Source organism: Humitalea rosea, from assembly GCF_003253705.1.
Taxonomy (GTDB): domain Bacteria; phylum Pseudomonadota; class Alphaproteobacteria; order Acetobacterales; family Acetobacteraceae; genus Humitalea; species Humitalea rosea.
This window is the reverse complement of sequence record NZ_QKYU01000001.1, coordinates 188,206-202,729: the sequence shown is the minus strand read 5'-3', so window position 1 is coordinate 202,729 and position 14,524 is coordinate 188,206. Positions and strand designations below refer to the sequence as shown.

The window sequence follows — 14,524 nt, the reverse complement described above, 5'->3', positions numbered from 1 at the left end:
CTGGGGGGTGCCTCTTGCTGCTGGGGCCGGATGCTACGACGCGGCGCCGCCCGCGTCATCGCCCTGGGGCCGCAGCCGGGCGGCCGGCAGCAGCACCATCATGGTGGTGCCGACCCCTGCGGTGCTGGAGACGGTGAGGCTGCCGCCATGGGCCTCGGCCAGCACGCGGGACAGGTAGAGGCCGAGGCCCGAGCCCGGAAAGCGCCGCGAGAGTGAGCTGTCGATCTGGCTGAAGGGCTGGAAGATCAGCGGCGTCTCCTCCTCCGACATGCCGATGCCGGTGTCGGTGACGGAGATGCAGAGCTCCCCGCTGTCCCGCACCGCCGCCCGCACGGTCACCATGCCGCCCGCGGGCGTGAATTTCACCGCATTGGCAAGCAGGTTCAGCAGGATCTGGCGCAGCCGCAACTCATCGGCGCGCAGCCGCGGCAGGCTGCTCGGCACATTCGTCACCACGGTGATGCCGCCGCTATCGGCCGCGGCGCGTATCACCCGCACCGCGCTGTCGATCAGCGCGCCGACATGCACGTCGTAATCGGCCATCACCAGCCCCGCCGTCTCGGCGCGGGTGACGTCCAGGATGTTGTCGATCAGCGACAGCAGATGCTGGCCGGCCTCATGGATGCTGGCGATGAATTCCTTTGCGCGTGCCGGCGGCGGCTCGGGCATCAGCGCCTCGGAGAAGCCGATCACGGCATGCAGCGGGGTTCGCAGCTCATGCGTCATGGTGGCGAGGAAGCGGGATTTGGCGGAATTGGCCGCCTCGGCCGCGTTGCGGGCGCTTTCCAGCTCGGCGCGGATGCGGCGGTCCTCGGTTACATCGGTGAAGGTCACCACGAAGCCACCGCCTGGCACCGGGTCGGAAACCATCGTCAGCACCATGCCATTGGGCCGCACCCGCGTGGCCCGCAGCGACTGAGAGCGGTCCAGGGCGCGCAGACGCGTGGCATAGGCCCGGCCGACCTCGCCCTCGCCGTAATCCCCCTGCGCCTCCAGCAGGTCGACGAGGCTGTTGATGCTCATGCCGGCGCGCACCGCCCCGGGCGGAATGTCGAGCACGCGGGTGAAGACGGTGTTGAAGGCCAGGACATCGCCCTTCGCATCGAACAGCGTGATGCCATGGCGGATGTTGTCGAGCGTCGCCTGCAGGGTCATGGCATGGGCGGCGGCGGTCGCCCGCGCGCCTTCCAACTCGCTGACATCGGTCGCGCTGATGACGAAGCCCCCGCCCTCGATCGGGCTGGATATGACGTCGAGCGTGCGCCCCTCGCGGTCCCTGCGGCGGCTGCGGAGCGGCAGGCGGCGGTCATGCTCCTTCAGGGCAGCCAGGCGCAGCGCGGCCTCTGGCCCGGTGCCATAGGCCCCCATCTCGAACTGATTTTGCAGCAGGTCGTCGAACTTCATGCCGACGCGCCCCGTCGTCTCGGACACGCCGAAGTTCAGCCGGGCATCCTGGTTGAGCATGAGCAGCCGCCTGTCCTCCCCGAACAGGGCGATGCCATGCCGCATGTTCTGCAGCGTGATGCCGAGCAGGTTGGCCTGGGCCCGCGCCTCGTTCTCGGCGGCCGAAAGCCGGCTGATGTCGCTCATGGTGATCACGAAGCCGCCGTCCGGCATCGGGTCGGAGGCGACGTCCAGCACCAGCCCCGCGGCGGTGGAGCGGGTGTAGCGCATCGGCTTGGAGCGGTCGGCCTCGATCGCGGCGCGGGCCAGATCGGCATCCTTGGCCGGATCCCCGCTCGCCATGGCCGCGACCTGCATGGCGATGATCGTATCCAGGCCGAGACCCGGCTGGAGGCTGCCCTCCGCCAGATGGCCGAATCGTTCGATCAGCCGGTTCGCGACGATCAACCGGCGGTCGGGGCCGAACAGCGCGATGCCGTGGCGCAGGTTGGCGACCATCGCCTCCAGCATCGCCGCCTTGGCCGCGACGGCCTCCTCGGCACGGATGCGGTCCGTCACATCGGTGATCGTGATCACGAAGCCGCCCTCCGGCGTCGGCTCGGAGACGGCTTCCATCACCCGCCCGTCCGCCCGGCGCCGCAGGGTGCGGCTGGGTCGGGAGCGGTCGATCTGCAGCCGCATCCGCAGCCCGGCCTCACCTTCGGACCCCGGGCCGAACACACCCTGTTCCGCCTGCTGCCGGAAGAATTCGTCGAGCCTGCGTCCCGGTATCATGGTGCCAGGGGCCAGGCCCGCGAGGCTCTCAGCCAGCGCATTGGCCATCACCAGCCGATGCTCGGAATCATAGAGGGCGATGCCATGCTGCATGTGGGCCAGCATCAGGCGCAGCACATCAGGACGCGCGGGCCCTGCGACCGGTGGCAGCGAGGCACCGGGCGTCAACGCTTTGGGCGGTACACCGGTCATGGGGGCGACGGGCTTTCCTCTCAGGAGCAGCGGCGTGGCGAATGCCGGGTCCTGAGGGCCAGACGCATCCGATGGAACGGGCTGGGTAGCCTGTTCTTCCTTTGCGCGACAATGATTTTACCCGATCTGCAATCCAGGGATGAACACAGCGCCGTGCGTGGCGGCCGCTCCCCTCGACGGGCACCGCCACCGGGATGAGACTGTCGCCGAAGAGGGAGCAGACACGCATGGCCGATCTCACCCGCCTGCCCCGGGGGCGGCATTTCTTTGCCAACCCGGGCCCGACCAACATCCCCGACAGCATCCAGCACGCATTGTCCCATGCCTCCGTGGATTTCATGGATGGGGGCTTCCTCACGCTCTACGAGGGCTGCGTGGCCGGGCTGAAGCGCGTGTTGAAGACCACGCAGGAGGTGTTCCTCTACACCGGCTCCGGCCATGCGGCCTGGGAGGCCTGCCTGGTCAACCTGCTCTCCGCCGGGGACCGGGTGCTGATCATCGAGAGCGGGCATTTCTCCCAATCCTGGGCGCGGATGGCGATCGACCTCGGCATCGAGGTCCAGGTGGTGGCCGCCGACTGGCGGCGCGGGGCCGAGATCGCGGCGGTGCAGGCCGCACTGGCGGCCGATACCGGCCATGCGATCAAGGCCGTCTGCGCCGTGCACAATGAGACCGCGACCGGCGCGGTGCTGCCGCTGGCGCAGATCCGCGCCGCACTGGATGCGACCGGCCATCCGGCGCTGTTCCTGGCCGATACGATCTCCTCGCTCGGCTCCATGGACTTCCGCATGGATGAATGGGGTGTGGATGCCGCGGTCGGCGGCAGCCAGAAAGGCCTGATGCTGCCGGTCGGCATGTCCTTCACCGGGGTCTCGGCCAAGGCGATGGCGGCGCATGCGGGCTCCAAGCTGCCCAAGCACTACTTCTCCTGGACCAACATGCTCGGGCGCCGGCACCGCAGCTTCGTCGGCACCGTGCCGGTGACGCTGTTCTACGGCCTGGCCGAAGCGCTGCGGCTGATCGAGGAGGAGGGGCTGGAGCAGGTTTTTGCTCGCCACAGCCGCTTGGCCGAGGGGGTGCGGCGCTGCGTGCGCCACTGGTCGGGCAACAAGGGACCGGCGCTGTTCTGCGAATCGCGGGACCGGCTGTCGGACAGCGTGACCGCGGTGCTGATGCCGGAGGGCCACAATGCCGAGGCGGTGCGGCGCACGGCGTTGCAGCGGTTCAACGTGTCGATCGGCGGCGGCCTCGGCCCGCTGTCGGGCAAGGTGTTCCGCATCGGCCATCTGGGGGATCTGAACGAGCCGATGATCCTGGGCACCCTGGGTGCGGTGGAGATGGCGCTGCGGATCGAGGGGGTGCCGCATGCGCCGGGTGGCGTGGGTGCGGCCATGGCCTATCTGGCGGAAGCCTGATCCGCCCGGCGCGAGGCCGGGCGGGAAAGGCTTGGTGGGCGCTCACGGGCTCGAACCGTGGACCCGATGATTAAGAGTCATCTGCTCTACCAACTGAGCTAAGCGCCCGCCGAGCGGCCTTCTACAACGTCACGCCTGGATGTCCACCCCCCCTGGCGACATCTGGGCGACATCTGTCCGTCTCAATCGCGGCTGCCGCCGAATTCCACGTCCCGATGGACGTGGACCGACATCAGCAGCCCGAAGCCCAGCATCACCGTGAGCATGGCCGAGCCGCCGTGGCTGATCAGCGGCAGCGGCACGCCGCCCACGGGGATCGAGCCGGTGACCATCGCGACATTGACGAAGACGTAAAGGAAGAAGTTGGTGGCGAGCCCGATCGCCAGCAGCCGCCCGAACTGGTTCCGGCAGCGCAGCGCGACCAGGAAGCCGAAGACCACCACCAGCGCCAGCAGCGCCAGCACCGAGATCGCCCCGGCGAAACCGAATTCCTCGGCGATCATGGTGAAGATGAAATCGGTCTGTTTTTCCGGCAGGAAATTCAGATGGCCCTGGGTGCCTTGCAGGAACCCCTTGCCCCAGACTCCGCCCGAGCCGAGCGCGATCTTGCTCTGGATGATGTTGTAGCCGGCGCCGAGCGGGTCGCTTTCCGGGTCGAGGAAGGTGGTGATTCGCGCCCGCTGGTAATCGTGCAGCCGGTCATAGGCGATGGGGGCGATGACCCCGGCGATTCCCGCCACCACGGCAAATTTCCACCAGCGCACCCCGGCCGCGAAGAACATGCCGCCGCCGACCAAAGCGGTGATCAGCCCGGTGCCGAGATTGGGCTGCTTCAGGATCAGCCCGACCGGGATCAGCACCATCAGCACCGGCGGGATCAAAAACAGCAGATTGCCCACCCGCTCCCAGGAGGCGCGGTGGAACCAGGCGGCCAGCCCCAGCACCAGCATGATCTTCATGAGTTCGGAGGGTTGCAGCTGGATCGGGCCGATATCGATCCAGCGCTGCGCGCCCTTGCCGACATTGCCATGCAGCGCCACCAGCACCAGCAGCGCCACGCCCCCGAGCCAGCCGACCCAGGCGAATCGGGCGATCACCCTGATGTCCACCAGGGCGAGCGACAGCATCATCACCAGCCCGAAGCCGAAGCGCAGCAGATGCTTGCTGGCATAGGGCTCGGCCGAGCCGCCGCCGGCCGAATACAGCGCGACATAGCCGACCGCGGCCACCGCCGAGAGCAGCATCACGAAGGTCCAGGGGATCAGCCAGAGCTTCTCCAGCACCCCCGTCCCACGTTCGCGCATCAGCAGGCGGCGTTCGAAGGCCATCAGCCGCCATCCCGCCGCGGCGTCGGCACCGGGCCGCCCGGCACCGCATCGGCCACCCGCTGCCCGGGGCCGGAGCCGCCGCGCATCCGGGTCAGGGTCTCGGCCATCACATCCCGTGCCAGGGGGGCGGCGGCGGCCGAGCCGCTGGTGCCATGCTCCACCACCACGCTGACGGCGTATTGCGGATTGTCATGCGGCGCGAAGCCGACGAAGAGCGCATGCGGGCGCCATTCGCGCGGCATGGTCTCGACCCGGAAGCCGCGCTCGCGCTGTTCGCGGCTGACGCGGCGGACCTGGGTGGTGCCGGTCTTGCCCGCCATCTGGCCGAGCCCCGCCGGCAGGCGTGCGATGCGGGCGGTGCCGCCCTCCTCGTTCACCACCGCCCACATGCCCTCCCGCATGAGCCGGAGGTCGCGGTCGGGCAGGCCCATGCTCGGCCAATCCTCGGGGCGGACGCCGCGGATCGGGCGGCCGCCGACGGCGCGCGTCAGATGCGGCTGGACGGCCCGGCCCGAGGCGACACGCGAGACCATGGTGCAGAGGCTGAGCGGGGTGAGCTGGTAGAAGCCCTGCCCGATGCCATGCACCACGGTATCGCCGAGGTTCCAGGCCTTGCCCTGCGCCATGCGCCAGGCCCGGGTGGGCACGAAACCGCGGCGGCTGCCGGGCAGTTCGATGTCGAGCTCGACCCCGAGCCCGTAGCGATTGGCCATGGCGGCCATGCGGTCCATGCCGGTGCGCTTGGCCATCTCGTAGAAATAGACGTCGCAGGACAGCTTCAGCGCCGACCGCATGTCCACCCCGCCATGGCCGTAGCGCGACCAGCAGTGGAAGCGGGTATCGCCAAGGTCGTAGTAGCCGGGGCAGGTCACCCGCTCGCCCGGGGTGCAGACCTTGGCCTCCAGCGCCGCCGAGGCCACCACCATCTTGAAGGTGCTGCCCGGGGCGTAGAGCCCGTTGGTCGCCTTGTTGATCAGCGGCGTCGCGCGATTGGCGGTCCAGGCGCGCCATTGCGCGTTGGAGACGCCGGAATTGAACAAATTGGGGTCGAAGGAGGGCTGGCTCGCCATGGCCAGCACCTCGCCATTGCGGACGTCCATGACGACGACGCTGGTGCCTTCCTCGATCCGCTCGCGAACCGCCTTCTGCAGCCCGGTGTCGATGCTGATCTGCACATCCTGGCCAGGCACGCCCTCGCGCCGGTCCAACTCGCGGATGACGCGGCCGACGGCATTGACCTCGAGCTGAACGGCGCCCGCGCGGCCGCGCAGCAGCCGGTCGTGGTGGCGCTCGATCCCGGCGCGGCCGACGCGGATGCCCGGCAGTTCCAGCAGCGGATCGCCGTCGATGTCGGATTCGGCCGGGGGCGCGACATAGCCCACGATATGGGCGAGGTGCTCGGCCTCGGGGTAGAGCCGCGTGGTGCCGACATCGATGCTGATGCCCGGCAGGTCCGGCGCGTTCATCTCGATCCGCGCCATCTCGTCCCAGGTCAGGAACTCGCGCACCACGGCGGGAACGAAGCGGCGGCGGCGGCGGACCTCGCGCTCGATGCGCGTGCGCTCATGCTCGGCGAGCGGCACGATGCGGGAGAAGGTCTCCAGCGTCGCGTTCACATCCTGGGTCTGCTCGGCGACGAGCAGCGCCCGCCAGTTCAGCCGGTTGGCCGCCACGACATGGCCGGTACGGTCCATCACCCGGCCGCGCGGCGGGGCGATCAGCCGCGCGGAGATGCGGTTCTCCTCGGCCAGGGTGGCATAGCGGTCGCCCTCCTGCACCTGCAGGCGGTGCAGCCGCCAGCCGAGGAAGCCGAACAGCCCGACCTGCCCGGTGGCCAGCAGCACCGCGCGCCGGGTGAAGGCGCCGCGCCTGCGTTCCTCCTCCTTCTTGCTCATGGCGGCTTGCTCATCGCGGCTTGCTCACGCGACTTCCTCCGCGGCGCGGATGGCGCCATGGGTGCGTGTCAGCAGGAAGGAAAGCAGCGGGTAGATCCCCATTGTCAGCCCGAGCAGGTGCAGGGCCGGCGCGATCGGTGGCAGCACCCAGCCGAGCAGCGCCTGCAAGGCGAAGCCGAGCCCCGCCGCCATCGCGGCGAAGCCGGAAAAGGCGAGCCAGACCACCAGGAAGGATTGCCGGGCAAGATGCCGGCGCCAGCTCAGCGCCAGCCCATGCACCAGCAGCAGGATGAACACCCCGACCCCGAGCGGGGCGAAGGTGAGCAGATCCTGCAACAGCCCCAGCCCGAACACCGCCGGCGGCGGCATCGCCGCGGGGCGGAACACGCTCCAGAAGAACACGCAAGGCAGCGCCACCGCCGGCACCCCGGAGGGCACGCCGACCGGGGCCGCGGCCAGCATCATCAGCACGGCGGCGATCACCGTGGGCATGGCCGCGCGCGCCAGCGCGTCCAGGCGGCGCATCAGCCCCGGCGCCGGCTCCCGGCGGCCAAACATCTAGCGGCCGCGCCGGGGCTCGGGGCGGGCCACGGCCTCGGGTGGGAGGATGCCAGCCAAGCCGAAATCGAAGATACGCAACAGGTCCAGCCGGTCCAGCCGGGCATAAAGCTCGACCTCGGCCGCCCCGGAGGCGCTCCAGCGGACCTCCCCCACCGGCAGGCCGGAGGGCAGGCCGCCGAAGGCCTGGGACTGGTCAGAGGAGGTGATGACGCGCTCGCCCTCGACCGGCAGCACGCCCTCGGGCCAGTGCTGCAACCGCGGGCGGTCGGTGTTGTTGCCGGCCATGATGGCCCGGGCGCGGCTGCCCTCCAGCGTCACCGGCATGCGGCTGTTGATGTCGGTGACCAGCAGCACGCGGGCGGAGCGGCTGCCGATCTCGGTGACACGGCCGGCGAGGCCGCGCTCATCCAGCGCGACCTGGCCCTTGCGGACCTGCATATGCGGCCCGATCGCCAGCAGCACGGCGCGGGCATAGGTGCCGCCGCCATCGGCGACGACGCGGGCGGTGCGGAAGCTGGGTTCGGAATCCGGCGTGAAGGAAAGCTGGCGGCGCAACAGGGTCACCTCGCCCTCCAGCGCCAAAGCGGCGGCCTGCCAACGGCGCAGGCGCTCATTTTCCTCACGCAGAGCGACATTGTCGGCACGCAGCGCGATCAATTCCCGCACCTCCTGCATCATGTCGCGCGCGGCCCCCACAGGCTCGGCCAGGGCGGCATAGATCGGCGAGAGCACATCGGCCAAAGCCATGCGCGAGCGTTCGACCAGCAGCGTGTCAGCCTTGCCCAGCAGCATGGTGCCGAAGGCGACAGCGATCAGCACCGGCAGCGAGAGCCGGGACAATGCCTGCCGCAGCGGAATGCTGAGCCTGATCACGCGCGCCCCCCGTCACCTTTTTACATTAATACATCGACGAGAGGACACCGCGAAGGCGCTTGATGTCCTCCAGCGCCCGTCCGGTGCCGAGGGCGACGCAGGAGAGCGCATCCTCCGCCACCGAAACAGGCAGGCCTGTCGCATCCCGCAGCACCAGATCCAGGCGCTGCAACAAAGCGCCACCGCCGGTCAGCACGATCCCCTTGTCCACGATATCCGCGGCCAGTTCCGGCGGCGTGTTCTCCAGGGCGACCTTCACGGCCTCGACGATCTGGTTGATCGGCTCGGCCAGGCTCTCGGCGATCTGGCGCTGGCTGACCAGCACCTCGCGGGGGACGCCATTCATCAGGTCGCGGCCCTTGACCTCGGTCAGCGGGCCCTCCTCGCCCTCTTCCGGGGGGGCGGCGGAGCCGATGGTCATCTTGATGCGCTCGGCGGTGCTCTCGCCGATCAGCAGATTGAACTGGCGGCGGATGTAGCTGATGATCGCCTCATCCAGCTTGTCGCCGCCGACGCGGACGCTGCGGGCATAGACGATGCCGCCCAGGCTGATCACCGCGACCTCGGTGGTGCCACCGCCTATATCGACGACCATGGAGCCGGAGGGCTCGGTCACCGGCAGCCCCGCGCCGATCGCGGCGGCCATGGGCTCCTCGATCAGCAGGACCTTCCGCGCGCCGGCGCTCTCCGCGCTTTCCTGGATCGCGCGGCGCTCGACGGCGGTGGAGCCGGAGGGGACGCAGACGATGATCATCGGCGAGGCAAAGCTCCGCCGATTGTGAACCTTGCGGATGAAATGCTTGATCATCTCCTCCGCGACCTCGAAATCGGCGATCACCCCGTCCCGCAGCGGGCGGATGGCGGCGATGTTGCCGGGGGTGCGGCCGAGCATGAGCTTGGCCTCCTCACCCACCGCCAGCACCTGTTTGCGGCCGCGGATGTCGGAAATGGCAACAACGCTCGGCTCATTGAGCACGATCCCACGACCCTTCACGTAAACCAGCGTGTTCGCGGTGCCGAGATCGATGGCCATGTCGGCGGAGAGGAAGCCGAACAGGCGAGAGAACATGAACGGAACCTTTTCGGAGAGAACGGAAGCAGGGGGGGAGGGTCGTGGCGGTCGCCGGGGTGTGGTTAGCCCCCCACCGCCCCATTCTCAAGCCGCTATCTCCGCGTGGCTGCAACCCCGCGCATATCGGAGCGTTACGCCTGCATCGGGATTAACCTGGATAAGGAACAAGACCATGCGGAAGTTGATGATCGCGACCCTCGCCCTCGGCAGCCTCGGCCTTGCCGCTTGCGGGCAGACCACGGGCGATCGGGCTGTGTCCGGTGGCCTGCTCGGTGCTGGTGGCGGCGCGGTGATCGGCTCGCTGAGCGGCAATGCCGGTGCCGGCGCCCTGATCGGCGGCGCCGCCGGTGCCGCGGGCGGCGCGCTGACCAGCCCGGGGACCGTGAACCTCGGCCGTCCTGCCTGGCGCTGAGCCAAGGCCTGACCTGCTGAAATGAACTGCCCGCCACCTGGGAAACCGGGTGGCGGGTTTTTCATGTTCCGGGCAGCCGGGCAACAAGGTGTCCGCTTTGTCATGTCCAGGCCCCCGGCAAACCGGGTGCCTGGAGTTGGATCAGGCGCTGCGGGCCATCTCCGGCGGCGCGGTGCGGTCGCGCTTCAGCAGCAGCTTGTTCAGCGCATGCACATAGGCGCGGGCCGAGGCGATGATGGTGTCGGTATCCGCCCCCTGCCCGTCCACCGTCTTGCCGGCCTCGGCCAGGCGCACCGTCACCCGCGCCTGGGCATCGGTGCCATCGGTCACCGCCTGCACGGCGTAAAGCTTCAGCTCCACCTCATGCGGGAAGGCCTCGCGCAGGGCGACGAAGGTCGCATCGACAGCGCCATCGCCGCGGCCCACCCCGTGGCGCGGCTGGCCATCCACCTCCAGCACCACCGTCGCGGTCGGCTGGGTGGTCATGCCGGTCGAAACCGAGAGGTCCACCAGCTTGATGCGGTCATGCCCGCGCAGGACCTCGTCATCGACCAGGGCCGAGATGTCCTCGTCGTAGACGATCTTCTTGCGGTCGGCCAAATCCTTGAAGCGGCGGAAGGCGTCGTTCAGGGCATTGTCGCCGATCTGGTAGCCGAGGGTCTTCAGCTTGTCGCGGAAGGCGGCGCGGCCGGAATGCTTGCCCATGACCAGTGAGGTCTTGGCCCAGCCGACGCTCTCCGGGGTCATGATCTCATAGGTGCCGGCGTCCTTCAGCATCCCATCCTGATGGATGCCGGATTCATGGGCGAAAGCGTTGCGGCCGACGATCGCCTTGTTCGGCTGCACATCGAAGCCGGTGATGCCGACCAGCAGCTTGGAGGTCCGCAGGATGTTCTCGCAGACGATGCCGGTCTTCTGGCCGATCACATCCGCGCGGGTGCGGATGGCCATCGCGACCTCCTCCAGGCTCGCATTGCCCGCCCGTTCGCCGATGCCGTTGACGGTGCATTCCACCTGCCGGGCGCCTGCGCGGATGGCGGCCAGGGTATTGGCGACGGCCAGGCCCAGGTCGTTGTGGTTATGGGTGGAGAAGATGACCCCATCGGCACCCGGCACCCGCCTCCGCAGCATGTCGAAGATCCGGAACAGATCCTCCGGCACCGCGTAGCCGACCGTGTCGGGGATGTTGATCGTGGTGGCGCCGGCCTTGATCGCGGCCTCGACGCAGCGGCAGAGGAACTCATCCTCCGTGCGGCTGCCGTCCTCGGCGGACCATTCCACGTCATCGGTGTGGTTGCGGGCCAAGGTGACGCTGGCGGTGACCAGCGCCAGCACGGCATCCGGCTCCATCCGCAGCTTCACCCGCATATGCAGCGGGCTCGTGGAGACGAAGGTGTGGATGCGCTTGCGCGCGGCGGGCGCGATCGCCTCGGCGGCACTCAGGATATCGGCGGGCGAGGTGCGGGCGAGGCCGCAGACCACCGGGCCGTCCTTGGCGAATTTGCGGGCGATGGATTGCACGCTCTCGAAATCGCCGGGGCTGGCGATGGGAAAGCCCGCCTCCATCACATCGATGCCGAGTTCGGACAGCGCCTCGGCCATCCGCAGCTTCTCTTCCAGGTTCATCGAGAAGCCGGGGGATTGCTCGCCGTCGCGCAGCGTCGTGTCGAAGATCAGGATGCGGTCGTCGGCCAGGGTGCCGAAGGACGGGTGATTGATGGCCATGGGTGCGTTTCCGTGCGTGTGGCGTGTCGCGGGGGCGCTGGTCCCCTCTTGCTTCCCCCGAACAGCATGGGCCGAGACGGCCCGAGCGCTCAGGGGCGGATAAGTCGAAGGAGAAGAGCGCGCGCGCGACCGGCGGCCAACAGGCCGGCATCGGAAGCGGAACGGGAGTAGTGCGCCATCATCTCGCCGGCATCTAACGGCAGGGCGGAAGAAATCGCAAGCCCGGCGGTTGTGCCGCGCCCCGGGGCAGGTTGTGCTGCGGCCCAGGAAAGCCCGGAGAGGAACCGCCATGCATCACATCGTCCTGTGCCGCCCCCTGCATCGCGCCGGCATGGCGATCCTGCAGGCGCGCGGGGATGTGCGCGTCACCGTGCTGGATGCGCCGGACAAGGCGACGCTCTATGCCGCCTGCGCCGATGCCCATGCGGTGCTGGCCTGGCTGGAGCCGATGGATGCGGCCTTCCTGGAGGCGGCGCCCTCGATGCGCTGCGTCGCGCGCTATGGCGTGGGGTTCGACACGGTGGATCTTGCCGCCTGCACCGCGCGGCATGTGGCGGTGATGGTCGCCAATGGCAGCAATGACCTGTCGGTCGCCGAGCACGCGATGATGCTGATGCTCGCGGTGGCGCGGCGGGCGGTGGACAATGACCGCGCGGTGAAATCCGGCATCTGGACCAGCACCCAGGGGCCGCTGATGGGCGATCTCGGCGGCCGGGCCGTGCTGGTTGTCGGCTATGGCCGGATCGGGGCGCGGGTCGCGCGCTACTGCGCCGCCTTCGGGATGAAGGTGTCCGTCATGGACCCGGGTTTCCGGCCCGAACGCATCGCCGCCGACGGGTTTCTGGCGGTGCGCGACCTGCATGCGGGGCTGGCCGCGGCCGATGTGGTGACCCTGCATTGCCCGCTGCGGCCGGAGACGCGGCATCTGATGGATGGGCGCGCCTTCGCGGCGATGAAGCCGGGCGCGATCCTGGTGAATACCGCGCGCGGGCCAGTGGTGGTGGAAGCCGCCCTGGTCACAGCACTCCGCTCCGGCCGGCTGCTGGGTGCCGGGCTGGATGTGCTGGAACAGGAGCCCCCTGCCCCGGACAATCCGCTGTTCGGCCTGTCGAACGTGGTCATCAGCCCGCACAACGCCGCCAGCACCGATGAGGGCTTAGGGCGGATGGCGGCGATTTCGGCGCAGAACATGCTGGATGCGCTGGATGGGCGGCCGGACCCGGCGATGGTGGTGAACCTCGCGGTGCTGCCCGGCGCGCCGCCGCATGGGGCGTGATCAGGCGAAGAAGACGCCGTCGGTGACATAGGGGGTGATCGCGGCCGTCATCTCGTTCGAGAAGGCGAAGCCCGCGACCACATCCGCACGGGTGATGGCCCCGGCGTCCAGGAGTCCGTCCCAATAGGCGATGCCGCCCGCATCGCCGGGCCGGTCCAGCGCATTGAGGTAGAGCTGCGCGACGAAGCCCGCGTTGGAGAGACTGCCGTAGCGGTTCTGGAACTCCGGGGAGGTGACGAAGGCTTCGGACATCTGCGTGAGGCTCAGCCCCTGCTCACGCCGGTCGATCCAATAGGAGAGGCCGCCGGCATCGGGCTGGCGGTCGATCACCGTGTGGTAGTACCGCACCACATCCACCGCCACCGGGTCGGGGGCCCAGACGCCCGACTGATATCGCGCGCTGGTCTGAGCGATCATTTCGGACGACTCCGAGAAGCCAAGAACGACACCCGCCCGGCTGAGCTGCCCGGATTGGAGAAGATTGGTCCAATAGGCCTGCCCTGAAGAGTCAGCCGGCCGCCCCAACACATTGGTGTAGAGCAAGCCGATAAAGCCGCCATTGTCGGGGACGCCGAAGCGGAGCTGGAACTCCGACGAGGCAACGAAGCTCTGAGCCGTGGCGCTCAAGGAGAGGCCATGGTCCTCGATGGCACTGATCCATGAACCAAGCCCGGTGGGGTCGGGAGCGCGGCCAAGAGTGGCACCGTAGAGGCGCTGCACGGAGCCGGCAGTGCCGGTGGCGTCGAAACTGAGCCAGCCGTCGGTGAAACGCAGCACTTCGACAGAGGTCAGCGCGTCGCTCCCCTCCAGCCCGTTCAGCCGGGCAGAGAAGACAGGGTTGCCCGTCACGGCCTCCTGCCGGCGCAGGGCGTGAATAGCCGCCGTGTCGAATCCCGGGCCACCCGAGATGATGTCGTTGCCGCTTCCACCTGAGAGGGTGTCGTCGCCATCTCCGCCATAGAGCGAATCATCCCCGATCCCTCCGTCGAGGAGATCGTTGCCGGCTTCGCCCCAAAACTGATCGGCGCCCTCCCCGCCACGCAGCAGGTCGCGACCTGACCCGCCGTACAGCGTGTCATTCCCGATGCCGCCGTCGAGGGTATCGTCGTCGGCATCGCCCGAAAGCCAGTCGCCCCCATTTCCGCCGAACAGCGTGTCGCGCCCGGCTCCGCCCTTAAGGGTGTCGTTTCCGTCGTTGCCAAAAATCAGATCGTCGCCGTCGTAGCCAAGCAAGCGATCGCCAAAGAATGAGCCTTGGATATTGTCTGGCCCCGACAGGATCAAACGAGCAAGCTCCGAAGCGCGATAGGTATTGATCGCCACAAAAGCTGTAAGGGCCGACACTGAAAATCCCTCAGTGACGACCGCCAGTGAATTTCCATAATACGATGAGAATTTCTGCAGCGATCCGTCAGATATGCCAAAATCATTATAGAAAAAACTACCCTCATACACAGCCTTGAAAGGGTATGATTCTACAATAATACGACTACCACTCGCCTCCGTGACCACACCATACCACGTACTGAGATTCTCCATATCAATGGCGATGTAAGCGCGAACGGTAGCCACAGCATAATCTCCGCCAGAAGGATCT

At 68.3% G+C, this 14,524-nt stretch carries 11 protein-coding genes and 1 tRNA gene; 3 read left to right on the top strand and 9 right to left on the bottom strand.

The window, feature by feature from the left end:
* Positions 1–33: 33 nt before the first annotated feature.
* Positions 34–2,370, bottom strand: coding sequence for a PAS-domain containing protein (locus tag C8P66_RS00905; protein WP_111396250.1), 2,337 nt, complete (start codon positions 2,368–2,370; stop codon positions 34–36).
* A gap of 227 nt (positions 2,371–2,597) precedes the next feature.
* On the opposite strand from C8P66_RS00905, the gene C8P66_RS00900 reads away from it, so the two are divergent.
* Positions 2,598–3,785: a pyridoxal-phosphate-dependent aminotransferase family protein gene (locus tag C8P66_RS00900; protein ID WP_111396249.1), complete on the top strand. Its 1,188-nt coding sequence runs from the start codon at positions 2,598–2,600 to the stop codon at positions 3,783–3,785.
* Between the two features lie 32 nt (positions 3,786–3,817).
* Here the strand turns inward: C8P66_RS00900 and C8P66_RS00895 are convergent.
* From C8P66_RS00895 to C8P66_RS00870, 6 genes are all read right to left on the bottom strand, one after another.
* Positions 3,818–3,893: transfer RNA gene (locus C8P66_RS00895), tRNA-Lys, on the bottom strand.
* Between the two features lie 74 nt (positions 3,894–3,967).
* Complete coding sequence (rodA, locus tag C8P66_RS00890) at positions 3,968–5,113, bottom strand: rod shape-determining protein RodA (RefSeq protein WP_111396248.1); 1,146 nt, start codon at positions 5,111–5,113, stop codon at positions 3,968–3,970.
* Positions 5,113–7,008, bottom strand: a complete 1,896-nt coding sequence (gene mrdA / locus C8P66_RS00885; RefSeq protein ID WP_111396247.1) for a penicillin-binding protein 2 — start codon at positions 7,006–7,008, stop codon at positions 5,113–5,115. Before mrdA ends, rodA begins: the two co-directional genes overlap by 1 nt.
* Before the next feature lie 24 nt (positions 7,009–7,032).
* Entirely contained in the window at positions 7,033–7,533 is a 501-nt protein-coding gene (gene mreD / locus C8P66_RS00880) for a rod shape-determining protein MreD (RefSeq protein ID WP_245903139.1), read from the bottom strand.
* 33 nt (positions 7,534–7,566) lie between these two features.
* Complete coding sequence (gene mreC / locus C8P66_RS00875) at positions 7,567–8,442, bottom strand: rod shape-determining protein MreC (protein WP_111396245.1); 876 nt, start codon at positions 8,440–8,442, stop codon at positions 7,567–7,569.
* A gap of 25 nt (positions 8,443–8,467) precedes the next feature.
* On the bottom strand, positions 8,468–9,511 hold the full coding sequence (locus tag C8P66_RS00870; protein ID WP_111396244.1) for a rod shape-determining protein: 1,044 nt from the start codon (positions 9,509–9,511) through the stop codon (positions 8,468–8,470).
* Positions 9,512–9,686: 175 nt separating this feature from the next.
* Here C8P66_RS00870 and C8P66_RS00865 point away from each other — a divergent pair, with 175 nt between their 5' ends.
* Positions 9,687–9,926 carry a YMGG-like glycine zipper-containing protein gene (locus C8P66_RS00865; protein ID WP_111396243.1) on the top strand — a complete coding sequence of 80 codons (240 nt, stop codon included), beginning with the start codon at positions 9,687–9,689 and terminating at the stop codon, positions 9,924–9,926.
* Positions 9,927–10,067: 141 nt separating this feature from the next.
* Here the strand turns inward: C8P66_RS00865 and C8P66_RS00860 are convergent, their stop codons facing one another.
* Positions 10,068–11,651, bottom strand: a complete 1,584-nt coding sequence (locus tag C8P66_RS00860; RefSeq protein WP_111396242.1) for a 2-isopropylmalate synthase — start codon at positions 11,649–11,651, stop codon at positions 10,068–10,070.
* A 289-nt stretch (positions 11,652–11,940) separates the two neighbouring features.
* Between C8P66_RS00860 and C8P66_RS00855 the strand changes: the two genes are divergently transcribed.
* Positions 11,941–12,927, top strand: a complete 987-nt coding sequence (locus C8P66_RS00855) for a hydroxyacid dehydrogenase (protein WP_111396241.1) — start codon at positions 11,941–11,943, stop codon at positions 12,925–12,927.
* Here C8P66_RS00855 and C8P66_RS24650 read toward each other — a convergent pair whose 3' ends face one another.
* A complete protein-coding gene (locus tag C8P66_RS24650; RefSeq protein ID WP_111396240.1) occupies positions 12,928–14,499 on the bottom strand; it encodes a DUF4214 domain-containing protein in 1,572 nt (523 codons plus the stop codon). It abuts the gene before it with no gap.
* Positions 14,500–14,524: the final 25 nt, after the last annotated feature.

What these genes read in the sequence shown, in the direction of transcription:
- C8P66_RS00905 (WP_111396250.1), bottom strand. Translation starts at nt 2,370, where the DNA reads ATGACCGGTGTACCGCCCAAAGCGTTGACGCCCGGTGCCTCGCTGCCA.
- C8P66_RS00900 (WP_111396249.1), top strand. Translation starts at nt 2,598, where the DNA reads ATGGCCGATCTCACCCGCCTGCCCCGGGGGCGGCATTTCTTTGCCAAC.
- rodA (WP_111396248.1), bottom strand. Translation starts at nt 5,113, where the DNA reads ATGGCCTTCGAACGCCGCCTGCTGATGCGCGAACGTGGGACGGGGGTG.
- mrdA (WP_111396247.1), bottom strand. Translation starts at nt 7,008, where the DNA reads ATGAGCAAGAAGGAGGAGGAACGCAGGCGCGGCGCCTTCACCCGGCGC.
- mreD (WP_245903139.1), bottom strand. Translation starts at nt 7,533, where the DNA reads ATGCGCCGCCTGGACGCGCTGGCGCGCGCGGCCATGCCCACGGTGATC.
- C8P66_RS00870 (WP_111396244.1), bottom strand. Translation starts at nt 9,511, where the DNA reads ATGTTCTCTCGCCTGTTCGGCTTCCTCTCCGCCGACATGGCCATCGAT.
- C8P66_RS00865 (WP_111396243.1), top strand. Translation starts at nt 9,687, where the DNA reads ATGCGGAAGTTGATGATCGCGACCCTCGCCCTCGGCAGCCTCGGCCTT.
- C8P66_RS00860 (WP_111396242.1), bottom strand. Translation starts at nt 11,651, where the DNA reads ATGGCCATCAATCACCCGTCCTTCGGCACCCTGGCCGACGACCGCATC.
- C8P66_RS00855 (WP_111396241.1), top strand. Translation starts at nt 11,941, where the DNA reads ATGCATCACATCGTCCTGTGCCGCCCCCTGCATCGCGCCGGCATGGCG.